The organism is Paenibacillus prosopidis (assembly GCF_003337375.1).
Classification (GTDB): domain Bacteria; phylum Bacillota; class Bacilli; order Paenibacillales; family Paenibacillaceae; genus Pristimantibacillus; species Pristimantibacillus prosopidis.
In genome coordinates, this window is record NZ_QPJD01000006.1 from 26,995 (window position 1) to 45,074 (window position 18,080).

Genomic DNA, 18,080 nt, shown 5'->3' on the forward strand with positions numbered 1-18,080 from the left:
GAAGGCTGGTCAAACAGTCGTTTGGCCGCCCTTTTTTGCATGAAAATGTAAAAAATGAATTCAATTTTCAAAGAATAGGTTGCAGACTCAGCTCGAAATGAATATGATAGGTAGTATGATTCAAGAAGGAAAGCGAGGATAGAGGTTATTTAAGCAAGTTAAGCGCCAGAGCTTGCGTGATGAATGATTGGCTTCAAAGCTGAGAATGATGAGCTTGGAGCGGGTGTTCATACGGAAAGCTGACGAGGTGAAGGTGTTCGAAACATTCGGCGGGGACCTTCCGGTATTAGCAAGCCAACCGAAAGCCGTTACGCAAAACGGCCGGGCGACCGGTCCTACAAACGTGCGGCAGGCTGCTCTATTTTTGATCTCAATTAATGATCGTTTTCTCCCATATGTCCAAGATGCCGCCGGTGGGGCTGGCACGGGCAGAAGGGTTACATTTTCCGCAACGAATGGGATTAATCTGTGACAACTTCATATTTGCCTGTGCCACGCATTTGGCAGGCATCCGGTTTAGGACGGGAAATATACCTTATCGGAGGCTTATTAAATTATGTGTGGAATTGTAGGATATATTGGTAAACGCGACTCGCAGGACATTTTGCTCGATGGCTTGAAGAAGCTGGAGTATCGGGGTTATGATTCCGCCGGTATCGCTGTCTTCACGAAAAACGGGCTCGAAATTACAAAGTCCAAAGGACGTTTGGCGAATCTTGAAGGCTTGCTGCGCGAAGCGCCGCTTGAAGGCTCTGTCGGGATCGGTCATACCCGCTGGGCTACACATGGCAAACCGTCCGATGTGAATTCGCATCCGCACACCGACAACTCTGCCAAATTTTCCGTTGTGCATAATGGAATTGTCGAGAATTATTTGAACCTAAAGGAAGAACTGATGGCGAAAGGGCATATTTTCGTGTCGGAAACGGATACGGAGGTTATTTCCCATCTGGTTGCTGACGAATACGACGGCAATATTGTCGAAGCAGTTCAGCGCGCTGTTAAGCGTATGCGTGGAGCGTTCGCGCTTGGCGTATTGACGGAGTTTGAACCGGATCGTCTTGTTGCGGTTCGTTATGCAAGCCCGCTCGTTATCGGTGTAGGCGAAGGCGAAAACTTCATCGGTTCGGATATTCCGGCAATTTTGGAGCATACGCGCAACGTATACATTTTAAATGACGGCGAAATGGCTGTGCTGACACGTAATGGTGTCGAACTGTTGACGACTGAGGGCGAAATTATTTCCAAGGAAATATTTCATGTCGATTGGGATCTGGTGACTGCGGAGAAAGCCGGATTTGATCACTTCATGCTGAAGGAAATACACGAGCAGCCAAAAGCATACCGTGACACGATGATGAGCCGCATCACGGAAGACGGTAAATCTGTCGAGTTAAAAGAGCTGGGTATGACAGCTGAATTTATTAAATCAATTCGAAAAGTACACATCGTTGCTTGCGGTACGGCATACCATGCAGGTCTTGTCGGCAAGACTGTTATTGAGTCGCTTGTGCGCATCCCGGTTGAAACGGATGTTGCGTCCGAATACCGTTACCGCTCGCCGATCATTACACCGGATACTTTGGTAATTGTTGTAAGTCAATCGGGTGAAACAGCCGATACGCTTGCGGCATTGCGCGAAGCGCAGCGCAACGGTGCCCGCGTGCTCGCGATCACGAACGTTGTCGGCAGCTCGATCGCTCGAGAAGCGGACCATGTACTGATCACATGGGCGGGTCTTGAAATTGCCGTTGCTTCGACAAAAGCATACACGTCGCAGTTGGTCGCTTTCTACCTGTTTGGACTGCACTTGGCAGGTACGATTGGGGCACAAGAGGCTTCTTTTATCGAAGAAGTGATCACTTCGATGAAGCAGCTGCCTGAACAAGTTGAGAGCATTCTTGAGCAATCGGCCGTGCTGAAGCAAGTGGCGGAGTCGATCTCGCATCACAAGCACCTATTCTTTATCGGACGCGGCGTTGACTACGCAGTAGCGCAGGAAGGCTCGCTGAAGCTGAAGGAAATTTCGTATATCCACTCCGAAGCTTACGCTGCCGGCGAGCTGAAGCACGGAACGCTTGCCCTGATCGAGGACGGCATTCCTGTCATCGCACTCGTTACGCAAGAGGAGCTTTACGAGAAGACACTAAGCAACATCAAGGAAGTAAAGGCGCGTGGCGCTCACGTCCTAGGTATCGCTAATGCAGGCACAGAGGAAGAAGTAGCGAAATCCGTCGACGAGCTGTTCGCCATTCCGAAGACGCTGCCGCTCTTGTCGCCGGCTTTGTCGGTTGTGCCACTGCAGCTAATCTCCTATTATGCTTCGCTTGCATTGGAGCATGATGTTGATAAGCCGCGGAACTTGGCTAAGAGTGTAACGGTTGAGTAGGTAGAAAGAAACGAAGTGTGAATTTGTCCAGTGATAAAAAAGTGTGGAACCAGTAAAAAATGTCTGGAACCAGTAAAAAAACTGTGGAACCAGTAAAAAATGTGTGGAACTACTAAAAAACTAAATAAATAACTACATGGGTCGTCCTGAATAGATTATTTTCGGGACGACCTATTTTTTTAAGAGGGTACCATTATGAATACAATTGGATCGAAAATTAAAGCAATCCGTATCGAGCATCAGCTAAATCAAATTGATTTCTCAAAGGCACTCGGGATTTCTCAAGGCCGATTGAGTGAAATTGAAAAGGATAAGAATAAGCCGTCTGCTGAGACGCTCATAGAGATGAAGAGAAAAATGAATGTTGATTTAAATTGGCTTCTTGACAACGATTATGGATTCGATAATTTTCAGATGATAAAAACTTTGTTACAAGGAATGTCCAGTGAAGATCTTGAGGAAGTAAGAGAATTTATTAAGTTTAAGCGTAGTAGGAGATAACACAAGAGTATGAATGGTGGATTAAATCTCCTGAGTTAAACTTAACGATGCTGAGTAACATTCTCAGGATCGTCATTTTATTGATGCATTATGGTGTACGAGATGCTGAAATGGGAATATAACCTACTGGTAGTGCACCCCTAGAATGGACATTGGAATAACCACCCTGGTTTATCCAATGGAATTCTAGTGGGTGCATTTTTCTTTTCTAAAAAACGGGCATGAGCTAAATGAACAAATATATCGGACCTTACAGAAAAGCGAAAAGCCCAAATATACGTTAAAGTTAATACATCATCCGGAATTCATAAACAATATGTACAAGGCAAATACTGAAGGAAGTAAAAATACGAATTCCGAGAATAGGAGGGGGTAATCGTGAAGACTTTGGTACTAGTCGCTCATCCTAATATGGGCAAATCTCGAGTGAACAAGGCTTGGATTGAGGAAGTAAAGAAGTATCCGGATCAGATTACCGTGCATGATTTATATGCATCCTATCCAGATTGGCGGATTGATGTTCAAACAGAACAAGAACTTGCGGAAAAGCATGATCGGATCATTTTCCAGTTTCCATTTTATTGGTATAGTTCACCTCCGCTTCTCAAGAAGTGGTTGGATGATGTCCTGACTTACGGTTGGGGCTATACATCGAAAGGTGGAAAGCTGCGAGGGAAGGAACTTGGATTGGCAATTTCTATAGGTGGCTCGGAAATTGATTATCAGCCTGGAGGCGGTGATCTTTATACGATTCATGAGCTCCTTAGTCCTTTCCATGCTACGAGCAATTTAATCGAAACCGACTTCTTGAGGCCTTTCACGATCTTTGATACCGATGATAAAAGCGAGGAAGAATTAATTTCGAGCTCTCGGCAATATGCAGAATATCTGCTTGCTGATGGGATTATGAGGTTCCAAGCAGATAACGTACTACAAAAATAAGACAAAGGAAGAAGGAAGCAATATGAAAAATCAAAAAGCTTGGTTTATCACCGGGGCAGCAAGAGGCATTGGTTTTGAAATCTTGAAGGCTGTGTTGGAAACCGGGGATAATGTTGTTGCAACGGTCCGGAGCTCGGCGGAGTCTTTAGCTGATAAATTAGAAAATCCGGAGAATCTTCAAGTTGTTCTTCTGGATATTAACGATGAACAACAGACGATAGCGGCTGCGAATCAAGCCGTACAGAAATTCGGCAAAATTGATGTCCTTGTCAATAATGCAGGATTTGGGTTGTTGAGTGCCGTTGAAGAAGCCACTGCAGAAGAGGTGAGGAAAAACTTCGAAACCAACGTTTTTGGCTTGTTGAATGTGACCCGGGCGGTCCTGCCCCATATGCGTCAAAGACGTTCTGGACATATCATCAATATCTCGTCAGTTGGCGGATTGAGCGGTTATATCGGATGGGGCGTGTATGGTGCAACGAAGTTCGCTGTTGAAGGATTGACGGAGTCACTTGCATTGGAATTGGCTCCGCTTGGGATTCATGCGACGGTGGTAGCCCCGGGCTTCTTCCGTACGGAATTTCTGGATGCTGCGTCGCTAACGCGGTCAGGTAACATCATTCCGGATTATGCGGAAACGGTAGGAGAAATGAGAGAATTTGCTACCCAAGCAAATAAGAAACAACCGGGTGATCCCGTCAAGTTGGCCAAGGCAATCGTGCAGGTTGCAAACGCGGAGAAGCCGCCGGTACACTTGCCGCTTGGCAAGGATTCGCTGCAAAGATACCGGGAAAAGACGGCTAATTTTGAAAAAGATATACAGGCATGGCATGACGTTATTACAGGTACAGATCATGATGATGTCTAATTTCTAAGTCGAATACATTCAATTGAACCGGGGGCGTTCGCACTCCGGTTTTTCAATTCCGATCGTTATACAATATCGATATTGCTCCTTTGGTTCCGATTGATTGAATTATTAGGAAACCCAAGAGTAATCGGGGTATGCCCGTGGGCCGCAGACGAGCTGGCTGCCAAGCGACTCTGGTCATTGAGTGAAGAACTCACAAGAGTTAGTTTTTCCATCTGAAAATTTTCTTAACGAGTGGAATTTTATAAATGTGGAGGCGGTAGGATCATACTACTTGTAAGTATGGTCCTTGTTACCATGGAGGCGTTCCTAGCAGTTGAACAATAAGGAGGAAATACAGTTGTTTTTGCGAGCCGAAAAAGTAATAAAGGTTCCTCACGGTCTGGCCAGAGAACCGCTTAATCAAGGTATCTTGAAGATGAAAGGACTTACAGTTGTCGAGTCTTGTACCTTTACAAAAGGTTTAAAGGGAACCATGTTTTTGGAGGATCATCTGCTTTTGTTTGTACTAGAGGGAACCTATACGGTAAGATTCGGCAGTCAGGAATATATTGTACGGAAGAATGAAATGGTTCTGCTGCAGAAATCGATCATGGTTGAATATGAGAAATCGGGAGAAGAAGGTTCTGACTATGTTTTGGACTATATGATGTTCTTTCTTAAAGAAGAGCTACTCACCGAATTTATCAAAATGGTATATCTCGAAAGTAACTATCCATCAGCGTTAGTACCGGTATCTGTCAAAGCGGTCAATGAACGATTAATTACTTATATCTATTCGTTGAAACTGTATTTCAAGGAAACCGATAACATTAGGGATGGATTAATTAAAGTAAAATTGTTGGAATTATTGTTTGATGTTGCGGATGCTGACGAACAGTTTTTATACCAGTTTTTACTACTCAAACGTACAAAGAGGAAGAGCATAACGGAGGTTGTGGAGCAGAATCTAACCAACCCTGTCTCGCTAAATGATCTTGCTTACTTATCAGGCAGAAGTTTATCAGCTTTTAAACGAGATTTCCAAGCGATCTATAATACAACATCACCTGTACGCTGGATCCGTAATCGCCGGTTGGATATCGCGAAAGAAATGCTGCTTAACACCACTTTATCCGTTACGGATATTTGTTTTTCGACAGGATTTGAGAGTGTGGCTCATTTTTCCAAGGTGTTTAAAGAGAGGTTTGGTGTGGCTCCATCCACATGCAAGCAACCCCTGCAAAAGCCCAATCATGGGGCTCCCCTTAAAATCTGATTCAAATCTTTTGACGAAGACGGAGCGGATGGCAATCACGGACTATCCGTTCTCCCCATCTTCCAAACTTTTCCACTTGGACAATACATTGTAAGGTAATCTTTCGTTCTCCCAAATTTGTTAGTACAGTGTTTAGAAAACAAATAAAAAAATTGTGGAACTGCTGATGATTCCAAACATTTAGAGATTATTCTGGATAGTAAGTACATAAGCGAGATGAGATGTCTATTGCAGTTATTCTACTCCTACCGAGCCTATCCATCGGGCTTATTTCTTACCAATTAGTTAATCTTAATTAAAAACGCTTGATGAAGTCGTGAAAACGTCAAAGACAGCAGGCAAAGGAGGGACATATCTTTTTATCGGATACGAAAAAGCAGCTTTTGTCTCTCCCACTCAAGAGCCGAGCAAAGTGTTAGTCGGAGAACTTCGATTCGAGCACTCTTTCCTATATCACCCCAACGGACGGGAAGTCTAAAAGAGTGGTCTGTGTGACTAACCCATGTTGCGTGTCCGCTTTATTGCTTCCCAATTCGTATATAATTGGAACGTCCCGGAAGATCGCAAGGGAATTAAGCCAACGCGTTCGGGATGAAATCAAGAACGCGTTGGAATCCATGCAAGAAATATCATCATCGGACCTTACATGCATGGCGGAGTTTTGCAAGGATTGGTGGGCAATTTTAAGTTGTAATTGACACAATTTAAGGTTTTGCAAATCGATAGCCTAGACCCCATACCGTTTGGATATATTTCGGCTTTTTGGGATCGCTCTCGATCTTCTTCCGTAGATTCGTAATATGTACGTCGATGGAACGTTCATTAACATGGTTATCAATGCCTCGAATGATCGTAATTAATTCATCGCGTGTGAATACTCGATATGGATTGTGATAAAAAACCTTCAAAAGTTCGAATTCTGAAAATGTTGTCTCAACCATATCACCATTGACTGAGATAAACCGACGAACCGGGTCCAATTGCAATTGCGAAGAAAGTACAGTTGCGGGAATTTCCGGACCGTTTTCCGTAGAAGGTGGTTGCATTGATTTTCGGATCGCTATCATGATTCTTGCTTTCAATTCCTGCATACCAAAGGGTTTTGATAAGAAATCGTCAGCCCCTGCAGTAAAAGCCTTGATTATTTCACTTGCTCTGGAATTGATAGAAACAACTATAATAGGTGTTTGCGTTTGCTGTCGAAAAGTTTTACACAACGTAATCCCATCTACATCCGGAAGCGAGAGGGCGAGCAATACAACATCCGGTGCAAAGGAATGAAATGTCCTGAGCCCGTCCTGAGCCGTTAAAGCGGTTTGTACAGTAAAGTCTTCTTCGGCAAGATACATTCGAACCATATCGGCAAAGATGACATCATTTTCAATGATCAAAACCTTCATGAGTTGTCTGCCCTCCTCCGGCTTGACTATGTAATCTGAGAATTTAATTAGAAAATTTTTTATACTTGTGTTGTTCGATTACAATCATTCCTGCTAACACTAAAATCTGAATTGTCATCATTGGTAAAGTTCCCATCCAACTGAAGGCGTTGAACATAAGAATGAATAAAGATAGAGCGGCTGCACCAAGTCTCGTTCCAGCTGGTCCAATGTGAACCAATCTTCTGAATATGGCGCTCCCGACAAGGTATAAGGCAATGCCGCCATTTAAGTACCATGAAAAAGAGTGTACCGATTCGTCGTTAAGGTGTTTAATGGCTACTTCGATACCTGAAGCAGAGATGACAATACCAGATATCATAATTAAATGAGCATGCCAATAAGCCAGCATAGCTAGACGAGCGCGTTTCTCAAGTGATGCCTGCAACATATAATCTTCAGCCAGTATCGTATCCATGTGAAAATAACTCCACCATAATGTGATGACGATGGCCAAACTCAAAATTATAGACACAAATAAAGTGAATTTGATTATCAAATGGCTGGAACCTAACCCTATGGACAAAATGGTTTCTCCTAACGCAATGAGCACAATCAAGCTGTGCCTTTCAACAAAATGCCGAGTGTTAATAACAAAATTATCGCCTTGATTTTTAAACGAAGCGGTCAGAATAACCAAGACAGCTGCAACCATCAACCACCAGCTCCATGTATACCAGGTATTCAATATTCCGGAGGCAAGAACCAAAAGAGCTGCTGAAAAGTTAAAAGGAGCTAAGTATGTAATTGCTTTGATCGATGTTACATGAGGTGAATGTTTGAATAGAAGAATATGAATGATCGTAACAAGTAGAAAAGCGATGCCGAACGGAGCACCACCCGCCCTAAAAATAGATGGAATACTAATGGCCATAATAAGAAAGCCGGCCATACCGCAAAACATCAGCATCCTATAAATAAATCGGTCTGTTCCAATATTATTTGCCAGCCAAGCATATCCTCCATACATCCACCAGATTACAGTCAGAACCAATAAAGCTTTAAACACATCCAATAAGGAGTGTGCATCGATCACTAAATGGGCTACCTGAGTAATGGTGAAAACAAATACCAAGTCAAAGAAAAGTTCAAGGTAGGATACTTTGGCTTCCATATCAGCTTTTTCAGAGTCTCCGCGCCGCAATTGATGCATAGTGAGTCACCACCAGTTATTATTTTTGTTTGTTCCTGTCGATTGATAAGCTTACTATACCGAAATTTTACGAGGTTCACTTTTCCACAAAGTTCTAACTTATTGTTCATTTAGCCCATGCCTGGAAATCACCTTACAAAAGTGTGACTCCTTACTAATTGGAAAGTAAAACCAAAGGATTGGAAAACAGAAAAAAATATCACTGAATTTGGCGCTGCGAAAATGGTCATGGATCAGATACATCATATCCTTAAGAAATAAAATGCTGAAAAGAATTTATCGAACTCTCGAATTCGGAACTGAATCAAGGCGTTATGGGGGGACATAGATGAGAATAGATATGGAGCTAAACGTAGATGAGCTTTTCCAACAAAATCAGTTCTTGCAAACAATGAACAAAATCTTAATGATGTTCGCAGAAGGGGCGCCCTTTGACAAAATCATGGATGCAATCGACGAGAAGCGTCGAGCTCTCATGGAAACTAAAGGTTACGGATGGATGGAAATGGTGGAGGTCTTGACTGAACTCGAGGCGCATGCCAACAATCGAAATGAAGAGAAGCAGCAGATGAAACTGCTAGCCTATCACGATGGGCTGACCGGCCTTTACAACCGACGAAGCTTTAAGGAAAAGGCTGTCTCCATGATCAAACAGCATATGAACGAAAGACTAACGCTCGAATTGATGATCATCGATATCGATCATTTCAAATGGGTAAACGACTCACTTGGTCATGACGCAGGGGACCAGCTTCTCCTTCAAGCAGCAGAACGCATCGTCGCTAGCGTTGGAAACAATACGCTGTTAGCACGATTGGGTGGCGACGAATTTATCGTAATTCAAAGCGACATCCAACAGGAAGGTGATATTGCCGAAGTCGCAGAACGTATTATCGATGCGTTCAAGCAGCCTATGCTGCTGGATGATCATGAGGTCAGAGTGACACTAAGCGCCGGGATTAGTACATTTCCGAACGACGGAACGACGCTTAGCATGTTGATGAAGAAAGCGGATAAAGCGATGCACCAGGCTAAGCATCAAGGCAGGAATCATTACCTGGTCTTTCGACCATCCTTCGATCAAGGGGATTACAAAAGGCTGTTGTTAAAGTCGCAATTCGAGCAAGCGCTGGCGGATCGACAATTTTATTTGGAATATCAGCCAAGGGTCGATCTGGAGAGTGGTGGGATCATCGGTCTAGAAGCTCTGATAAGGTGGAAGCATCCGACTGAAGGGATTGTCGCCCCTGGGGAGTTTATCACTTTAGCAGAGGAGATAGGCTTTATCATACCTCTGGGCGAATGGGTGATTCGTGAGGTGTGTTCTCAGATGAAGCATTGGCAGGAGCAAGGTATTCCGGCGGTCCGAACTTCGATCAATGTCTCGGCCAAGCAGTTTAATAAGGCTTCGTTTGTCGATAAGGTGCAAGACATTCTCAACGAAATCGGGATTGGCCCGTCTTTGTTAGAATTTGAGATCACGGAAAGCGCATTAATGGGCCATGCGAAACCTATCATTGACGATCTTAAGGTATTCAAGGATATGGGGATATTCTTATCTATCGACGATTTTGGGACAGGGTACTCATCACTCCAATATCTGAAGCTATTCGATGTAGACGCGTTGAAGATCGATCGCGCTTTTATCAAAGATTTGCCGCGGGATAAATTGTTGGCGAAGATGATTATTTCCCTAGCTCGGAAGCTGAGGCTACAAGTCATCGCGGAGGGGGTGGAAACCAGTGCGCAGCACGCATGGCTTCTAAATAGCGGATGCCATGAAGCGCAAGGCTTCCTTTACAGCAAGGCGCTCCCGGCTTCCGACATCGAATATTTATTGAAAGCTTAGCCGCTTATGAGGTATACGGGAAATCAAAAAGCGGTTATATTTTAACTGATAAATAAAGAAATTCGGGATGTTGTAGTAAAGAATCCCAGAATGTAACATTAAAATATCAATCACCGGAATAAAATAAGACGATCCTGATTATCTTACTCAGGATCGTCTTATTTTATTTGTGGTGTTATTGACGCTTGGGGAAGCCGATTTCCCGCCTTTGGACGATCGAATGCAAGCTCCTTACGAGCCAATAAATGAAACATATTAGCACAGTAAATAAAGTTGTAAGTTAACGGGAGGATAGTGGAGAAATATATTAAAATTCGATTCCTGCGGCTCGGCGGTGACGGGTAAATCAATCGCTTTAGGTTATAATGAATGTAAGAGTGGAATTCCTTGAAAAGACTAAAAGACTAAAACCCGGATCGCTGGTAACGAATTCAGGGCTGCGTCAATAGTTGTCTGTTATGGAGGCAGCTATTACCGACCTACGGGTATTTATATATCGGTAAAGTATCAGTTTAGATTTGTTAGAACATTAAATGAAAATCTTAAATAGAAAGGAGGAATCATATTGCTTATAAGGTCCAGTAAGGTTGTAAAGGTACCTCTAGAATTGACAACTGCTCCATATCATCAGAGTATTTTAAAAATGAACGGGTTATCTGTCATAGAATCGTGTACGCACACACAAAATAACACAGGAAGCATGTTTCTTGAGGACCATTTGCTTTTGTTTGTACTTAAAGGTAAGTATACCGTTCGCTACGGGAACCAGTCATATACGGTAAAGAAGAATGAGATGGTTCTCTTGCAGAAGTCAATCACTGTCGAGTATGAGAAGTCGGGGGAGAAGGATGAGGAATATTTGCTCGACTATATGATGTTTTTTTTAAAGGAAGATTTAATTAACGAGTTTGTCAAGATGGCCGATCTTAAGCCCTCCTACCCCGCGGCTCTTGTTGCAGTATCGGTTAAATCAGTAAATGACCGCCTTATTAGTTATATTGAATCTCTAAAACCTTATTTTAAACAACCTGAAGAAATAAGTAGTGGGCTTATCAAGATTAAACTGCTTGAATTGCTGTTTGATGTGGCAGACACAAATGAAAATTTTTATTTTCAGTTGTTGCAATTGAAACGGAAAGAAAGAAAAAGCATTACGGAGGTTATTGAAGAAAACATTTTTAATCCCGTAACTTTAAATGATCTCACCTATTTGTCTGGAAGAAGCTTATCAGCCTTTAAGCGGGAGTTTAAAGAAATTTATAATACTTCTCCTTTACACTATATACGTAAGCGTAGGTTGGATAAGGCAAAAGAGCTGCTGACTCATACTTCACTCTCTGTAACTGACGTCTGCTTTTCTACGGGATTCGAAAATGTATCTCACTTTTCAAAAATATTTAAGGAGAGATTTGGTATTTCTCCATCACTGCTTAAAAAACCGCTAAGATTAACAGAATAGATTTCTATCAGAGGCTCTCAAAAATCGGAAGAATCGATGTATTAGTCAATAATGCCGGATTCGGACTTCTGAGTGCAGTTGAGGAAGCCACTGCTGATTGAAAAAGAATTTCGAAACCAATGTGTTTGGTTTGCTCAATGTTCCCCGGTCGGTACTGCCTTTTATGCGAAAAGAACGTTCTGGACATATTATCAATATCTCATCCGTTGGAGGATATGCCGCTGGAGTATTAGTTACGAAGGCAGGATTACCCATGATATTGACGCTTCCGCTCTCAGGTGTCATTACTGCTATTACAGGACTTATTAGGGTAACGTATAGGGATATATATGTTAATAACCAACACGTGGTCCTGTCCCTGCTTGTCGTTTTTCAAATTAACAACTTATTCTTTGAAACCAGTGAGATGCTCAAAAAGGCTTCAAACATCATTTTGATTCAGGGGTCCCGCCAACATTTTAACATTAAAACGTTGGCGGGACCCCTGAAGCGGTTATTGACCGAAAACCGATCCCCCGTTCACATGGATCACCTGTCCCATCACATAAGTGGAATCGCCCGATGCTAGGTAGACGTACGCCGGTGCAATCTCCCAAGGCTGGGCATCCCGTCTCATAGGATGATCAAAACCGGCCGACATATAAAGCTTCGGAGGCAGCGATGCCGGTTGTAGAGGCGTCCACGTTCTACCCGGAGCAACTGCATTTACACGGATTCCGCGGTCGATCAGCGACACGCTCAAGGAACGCGTAAACGTGTTAATCGCGCCTTTGGTCGTTGAATAGTCGATCATCCCTTTAAATCCGATATTTGCGGTTTCGGAAGAGGAGTTGATGATCGTACTTCCCGGTTTCAAGTAAGGGAGGGCCGCTTTGGTGAGATAGAACATCGCAAAAATATTCGTTCGAAAAGTCCGTTCCAGCTGTTCGCGCGTAATGCTTTCGATGCTCTCCTGATAAAACTGCACCGCCGCGTTGTTGACCAGGCAGTCGATTCGGCCGAAAGTGCGGTTCGTCATTTCCACCACATGCCCGCAAAATGATTCTTCTCCGATATCTCCGGCGAGCGTGAGGCACCTTCGACCCAACTGATTGATCCTTGACAACGTCTCCTGGGCATCCCCGTGTTCATTGTAATAGACGACGACGATGTCCGCTCCTTCTTTGGCGAACGCGTACGCCACAGCCCTTCCAATCCCGCTGTCTCCGCCCGTTATAATCGCCACTTTATCGCGCAGCTTTCCGCTTCCGGCATATGCGGGATTTTCGGAAACGGGTCTTGGAATCATGATTGATTCGATGCCTGGCTGCTGTGGTTGATACTGCGGCGGATAATAAACCGGAATCCTTTCACACTCGGTATAACTTCCGTAGATGGGCTTCATCATATCCCGTCCTTCTTGAAAATGAGATACCATAACTTATGCCCATTGTAGATTGGTTGTGCCCATTTTGCTTGATCAGCTTAACAGGAGTTTTTTTGTTTTTTTACTTTTACCCCCATAAACAAACTTGCAAAATATGTTTCGATTAGGGGGACCCGATAGCGGTGGGCATCGGAATAGGCGAATAAACGGCCTTGAAGCATTTTATCTGGAGAAGACTTAATGCCGGGTACGAACGCCCCAGAAGAGAAGGTCCCTTGTTCAACATCGGTAAAATAATTGTCCGGGGTTCCGATTGAGAACCATGTGTCCAACCTCAATTAGAGGGTATTCCTTTTGCGACCATACTTTGGTTATATCGAAGGGATCGAAACGGTACGTTTTTGCATCCTCTAGCGGCATTATTTGTACATACAGCTTCCATGCGGGGAAGTCGCCTTTGTCTATGGCGTTAAACAAATCTTCGATATGATAATCCGGGTTTTCACCGGCTAGCTTAGCCGCCAGCTCGACATCCAGATTCTTCACGCCTTGTTCCGTTTTAAAATGATATTTAACCCAGACGCCTTGTCCATTCGCATTGACCTACTTAAACGCATGGCTTCCGAAGCCATGCATATGACGGAGGGTAGCGGGTATGCCACGATCAGACATCAGGATGGTGACTTGATGCAAGGATTCCGGAGACAATGACCAGAAGTCCCATAAAGCATTGGGGTTTTTCAGATGGGTTTGAGGATGGTATTTCTGAGTATGAATGAAATCTGGAAATTTAATTGCATCCCGAATGAAGAAGACCGGAGTGTTATTGCCTACCCAATCATAGTTTCCTTCTTCCGTTTAAAACTTTAAGGCAAAGCCGCGTGGGTCACGTACGGTATCTGCTGATCCCAACTCGCAAGCAACAGTGGAGAAGCGAATAAATACCGGTGTTCGTTTACCAACTTCAGATAAAAAGTGGGATTTTGTATAGTTGCAGACATTGTGCGTTACTTCAAATATCCATGTGCGCCCGCTCCCTTGGCATGCACAACACGTTCAGGGACTCGTTCACGATTGAAATGAGCAAGCTTTTCAAGCAGGTGGACGTCTTGATCAATGTTGGGCCCCGCGATCAGGCGGTTATGGAATTCTGGTTATCACCAACAGGAGCACCACAGCTTGTAGTTAAAGTCATTTTGGTTTCCATTCATTAAACCTCCCCAGGAAAAATAAGATCGTCACTATGAATAAATAAGCTTGCTTCAATCGGTTAAGTTAAGATAAGTTATATAACCGAACTAAATCATCAATAAAGATAACCATTTTTGTTTTTGGAGGCATTGTTCTTTCAAAATATTTAGTGATTACATTTTTGATTTCGTCTTGTTGTGATGTTCCAGCATTTTCAATTAGTGAATCAATTAACTGTCCAATCGGAGTTTTTGTAGTTTGTATTCGGAATATTTTTAACAAAAGATTTTTTGCGTTGTGCAAAGGTGAGTTGTACTTCCATCCAGAGTGGCAGCGTCGATTTATCGATACACTCATTCGGTTCTTGTCTGTAGTCTATGGTCCAGAACGAAGGGTACAGATCCTGTTGACGTCGCATTCTCCATTCATACTGTCGGATTTACCCAACTACAGCACTACCTTTCTCCAACGCATTGGGAAGTGGACGAACGTTATAGACGGACAAACCGCAGGGTTTAGCACTCTTTCGGCAAACATCCATGATTTGCTGGCGAATGGCTTCTTCTTAAAGGCGAACATTGGCGAATTCGCTCTACAGAAGCTTAACGACGCAATCACAAGGTTGAAAGCTCTTCAAGTTCAATCAGGCGAGGAATCCACCAACTCTTTCACCAATCGCAATGAGGAAATTGACTATTTGCGCTCCATTATCCGGCTTGTCGGCGAACCAATTATCGCCGGTCGAATGCTTGAGTTGCTGGAAGGAACGGTACAAAAACCAGGAGCGAATAGACATGATTAATATTTACGAATTGACACAGGATGTTCTGGCAGAAAAACATTACAATGCGATTGTCAAAGAATTGAAAAAGAAAGGTTACAGTCCCCCTTCGACTTATACAAAATGGTTCGAAAAATTCGATGCTGACTATACGTTGAAGCACATCATCACGGCAAGGCCTAAGGATCTGCGGATCATTGTGAACAAATGTCAATCAGACAAGTATCCTCCATATATTATGGGACTCCACGATATGTACGTGCAGAAGTTTTCAAAATCTGACCGCTACATTGGTAACAATACGGATAAATATAATGCAGTGAGGCTTATGAAGAGCCTAGGGGTCAAGGTATGCCCACTTTGTAACAGGAACTATATTAACAATGTAAAACCGAAGGGGCGGCAGGAAAAGCGTGCTGGACGGCTAGATCATTTCCACGATAAGTCGACGTACCCATTCCTTGCGATGTCATTCTACAACTTAGTACCGGCTTGCTACGGGTGTAATCATACGAAGGGAACGTATGAGCTTGATCAAACGCCCTACGGTGAAGTTGATTTGGATCCCCTCATTAGGTTTAGCATTTTATTTGACAAACTTGAAGATATCTCTGACGAGAAGCATGTTAAGGTGTTACTAGATAATCATTCTTCCATTCAAAAGAATATTGATGTGTTGGGTCTATTAGGAACGTATACAGAGGATCATAACGAAGACGCATATGCGGTTGTGAAGACGTTAAAAAATTATACAGAAATTTGGCAAATCCTTGTTACTGCTGAATCTTGGAGGACTGTTCGAAGATGAGGATGACCTACGGAACAGATTACTAGGCGACTATATTGGTTTGAAGGATCGACTAAAGTCTAAACCGTTAGCGAAACTAAAGAAGGACGTTTATGAGCAGTTGGAAGGGTATTATTCAAAAATGGGCTTCAATAACATTTCATCGACCTGATTCGTCTTACGATCGATGCAAGATAAATGCAGTAAAGGTTCAACTCCCCCTTGATAACCAGTTCTTTACAAACGAAACCTTTAACATGGAAAATCCCTACTTCCCACTAATGCTAGCCATATTATTGCCGCTGCGACTGCTGGTCGTACCAATACGCTTCCAAATCCACAAGAGGCTGGAATCACTTGAATCTTTATTTCAGACCTTTTCTATTACATGGAAAAGCCAAGCATAAGACAGAGTCTTAAGACAAAGAAATATTGAAAAGCACAACTTGCACGATTGAGCTAAATGAATAAATTCTTCGGACTTTATAGCGAAGTGAAAGATCAACAAGTTTGGTATAGTTAACTCATAAGGTGGAAGGAACAAAAAGGATCCGCTGCGATGATCTGATCTGTGGGAATCATGATGAAATAAACTCAGATTCTTAACAGAATTACAAACTACATTGAAAAGGATGGGAAAATGGCAAAGCAAAAAGTTTGATTTATTACTGGAATATAGAAGAGGCTGGATTTCATAATTTATCGGTTAGAGCTTCTTCTCGAACTTCGAACATTGGCGACAACATTGTTTTCAGATTCTAGTACCGCCTTTACGATCTCAAAACCCAAAAAAATAGAATTGTTCGCGAAGATTATTTTCACACATTAATTTGTAAAATTATGTTAAAAGAAATAATTGAATTATGGAGGCGAGATGTGATGAGTTCAACTACCGCAACACTGCAAGAAGTGTTGAATAAACAAATTGCAAACTTGAATGTGATGTATACCAAGCTACATAACTACCACTGGTATGTGAAAGGACATCAATTTTTTACGCTTCATCTCAAATTTGAAGAATTATACAACGAAGTTGCGCTTCATATTGATGATTTAGCAGAGCGGTTACTGGCAATTAAGGGGCTACCAATGGCGAGAATGGTAGATTATTTAAATTATTCCTCAGTGAAAGAAGCAACTGGTACAGAAAATGCGGATCAAATGGTGACAACCATCGCTCAAGATTTTAGTATAATGATTGTAGAATTAAGGGGCGGGATGGCATTATCGGAATCTCTCAATGATGATACAACGGCAGATATGTTGCTGGCTATTCATACATCCTTGGAAAAGCATGTTTGGATGCTAAATTCATTTCTTGAGTAAGCGAAATCTTTGGTGTTTATGTTTAAGCACTTCTAATTGAAGTTAAGTCGTATGCTGCAGCATACCGACTTAACTTCTTTTTTTATGCTTTACCAAGTTATTTTGGATGAGTTTGCCGAACTCGTCTGAAGTCGGGTGGAATGAATGTAAGATGCATAGGAAATGTAAAAATCTAGGAAACATTCAAAATGTAAAACCATTTTCATCATCTGATGGTGCCGCGTTTGCGGCAGGGGCGTCTAAACCTTATTTTTCAAAAGCTGACGATTTTGAAACTCAAAAACCCTCAGTCTAACACTTTTTTTCTTTGGACAATAGGAACAAAGATAAACCGGACAAAAAACCGAACTGGGAAGACCGCTTTGAGGGCGCGAAAGTTGACGGCAAAAGAAAGCACATTACAAAAGCGGGTTTCCGCACAAAGAAAGAGGTTTTGGAAGCGGGGACGAAAGCACTTGCTGAATATAACAACGCAGGGCTTGTGTTTACGCCTTCCGAGGTGTCGGTCGCTGATTACTTGAATTATTGGTTTGAGCAATACGTTAAACCGATAGAATGTATAGCAAAAATAGAATTGATCGATATACTCGGTTTCAGTATTATAAGGCATGCAAGGGGCTTCATAACTAATGCCGTCGTAAAACCAATAAAAGTTGCGGCCCCGATCCATTCCTAAAAGACAGGAGAATACGAGATGATTACAGCAGAACAAGCCCGCAAGATCATCGCCGCCGGCGAGGCGCGGGCCACGGAAATCGGCGTTCCGGT

16 protein-coding genes and 1 pseudogene are annotated in these 18,080 nt (G+C 42.9%); 12 read left to right on the plus strand and 5 right to left on the minus strand.

Features of this window, described 5'->3' with window-relative positions; all coding sequences use genetic code 11:
• The first annotated feature begins 223 nt into the window (after positions 1 to 223).
• The 6 genes from DFP97_RS10525 to DFP97_RS10555 all read left to right on the plus strand — a co-directional run bounded on the left by DFP97_RS10525 (position 224) and on the right by DFP97_RS10555 (position 5,961).
• Entirely contained in the window at positions 224 to 472 is a 249-nt protein-coding gene (locus DFP97_RS10525; RefSeq protein ID WP_147275042.1) for a hypothetical protein, read from the plus strand.
• Positions 473 to 556: 84 nt separating this feature from the next.
• Entirely contained in the window at positions 557 to 2,389 is a 1,833-nt protein-coding gene (gene glmS / locus DFP97_RS10530; RefSeq protein ID WP_114379967.1) for a glutamine--fructose-6-phosphate transaminase (isomerizing), read from the plus strand.
• Between the two features lie 195 nt (positions 2,390 to 2,584).
• The gene (locus tag DFP97_RS10535; protein ID WP_114379968.1) at positions 2,585 to 2,890 is read left to right on the plus strand and encodes a helix-turn-helix domain-containing protein; all 306 of its coding nucleotides are present in this window, start codon (positions 2,585 to 2,587) and stop codon (positions 2,888 to 2,890) included.
• 378 nt (positions 2,891 to 3,268) lie between these two features.
• Positions 3,269 to 3,832, plus strand: coding sequence for an NAD(P)H-dependent oxidoreductase (locus DFP97_RS10540; RefSeq protein ID WP_114379969.1), 564 nt, complete (start codon positions 3,269 to 3,271; stop codon positions 3,830 to 3,832).
• Between the two features lie 22 nt (positions 3,833 to 3,854).
• On the plus strand, positions 3,855 to 4,700 hold the full coding sequence (locus tag DFP97_RS10545) for an oxidoreductase (protein ID WP_114379970.1): 846 nt from the start codon (positions 3,855 to 3,857) through the stop codon (positions 4,698 to 4,700).
• Positions 4,701 to 5,043: 343 nt separating this feature from the next.
• Entirely contained in the window at positions 5,044 to 5,961 is a 918-nt protein-coding gene (locus DFP97_RS10555; protein ID WP_245976093.1) for a helix-turn-helix domain-containing protein, read from the plus strand.
• Between the two features lie 704 nt (positions 5,962 to 6,665).
• On the opposite strand, the gene DFP97_RS10560 is transcribed toward DFP97_RS10555, so the two are convergent.
• A complete protein-coding gene (locus DFP97_RS10560) occupies positions 6,666 to 7,361 on the minus strand; it encodes a response regulator transcription factor (protein ID WP_114379971.1) in 696 nt (231 codons plus the stop codon).
• Positions 7,362 to 7,404: 43 nt separating this feature from the next.
• Positions 7,405 to 8,553, minus strand: a complete 1,149-nt coding sequence (locus DFP97_RS10565) for a low temperature requirement protein A (protein ID WP_114379972.1) — start codon at positions 8,551 to 8,553, stop codon at positions 7,405 to 7,407.
• 328 nt (positions 8,554 to 8,881) lie between these two features.
• Here DFP97_RS10565 and DFP97_RS10570 point away from each other — a divergent pair, with 328 nt between their 5' ends.
• From DFP97_RS10570 to DFP97_RS31135, 3 genes are all read left to right on the plus strand, one after another.
• Positions 8,882 to 10,402, plus strand: coding sequence for a putative bifunctional diguanylate cyclase/phosphodiesterase (locus tag DFP97_RS10570; RefSeq protein ID WP_114379973.1), 1,521 nt, complete (start codon positions 8,882 to 8,884; stop codon positions 10,400 to 10,402).
• A gap of 565 nt (positions 10,403 to 10,967) precedes the next feature.
• Positions 10,968 to 11,861, plus strand: coding sequence for an AraC family transcriptional regulator (locus tag DFP97_RS10575; RefSeq protein ID WP_114379974.1), 894 nt, complete (start codon positions 10,968 to 10,970; stop codon positions 11,859 to 11,861).
• Positions 11,862 to 11,982: 121 nt separating this feature from the next.
• A complete protein-coding gene (locus DFP97_RS31135; RefSeq protein WP_245976137.1) occupies positions 11,983 to 12,429 on the plus strand; it encodes a hypothetical protein in 447 nt (148 codons plus the stop codon).
• On the opposite strand, the gene DFP97_RS10585 is transcribed toward DFP97_RS31135, so the two are convergent.
• The gene (locus DFP97_RS10585; RefSeq protein ID WP_114380194.1) at positions 12,355 to 13,245 is read right to left on the minus strand and encodes an SDR family oxidoreductase; all 891 of its coding nucleotides are present in this window, start codon (positions 13,243 to 13,245) and stop codon (positions 12,355 to 12,357) included. The genes DFP97_RS31135 and DFP97_RS10585 overlap by 75 nt on opposite strands.
• Positions 13,246 to 13,397: 152 nt before the next feature.
• Positions 13,398 to 14,422 (minus strand): annotated as a pseudogene (locus DFP97_RS10590) (catalase); the annotation flags it as partial.
• 402 nt (positions 14,423 to 14,824) lie between these two features.
• On the opposite strand from DFP97_RS10590, the gene DFP97_RS10595 reads away from it, so the two are divergent.
• From DFP97_RS10595 to DFP97_RS10610, 3 genes are all read left to right on the plus strand, one after another.
• Entirely contained in the window at positions 14,825 to 15,220 is a 396-nt protein-coding gene (locus tag DFP97_RS10595; RefSeq protein WP_220271146.1) for a hypothetical protein, read from the plus strand.
• A complete protein-coding gene (locus tag DFP97_RS10600) occupies positions 15,213 to 16,007 on the plus strand; it encodes a hypothetical protein (RefSeq protein ID WP_114379976.1) in 795 nt (264 codons plus the stop codon). The genes DFP97_RS10595 and DFP97_RS10600 overlap by 8 nt, the downstream gene beginning before the upstream one ends.
• An 858-nt stretch (positions 16,008 to 16,865) precedes the next feature.
• Positions 16,866 to 17,312, plus strand: coding sequence for a Dps family protein (locus DFP97_RS10610; RefSeq protein ID WP_245976094.1), 447 nt, complete (start codon positions 16,866 to 16,868; stop codon positions 17,310 to 17,312).
• A gap of 286 nt (positions 17,313 to 17,598) precedes the next feature.
• On the opposite strand, the gene DFP97_RS31450 is transcribed toward DFP97_RS10610, so the two are convergent.
• The coding region (locus tag DFP97_RS31450; protein ID WP_245976096.1) for a hypothetical protein at positions 17,599 to 18,080 on the minus strand (482 nt) is incomplete at its 5' end.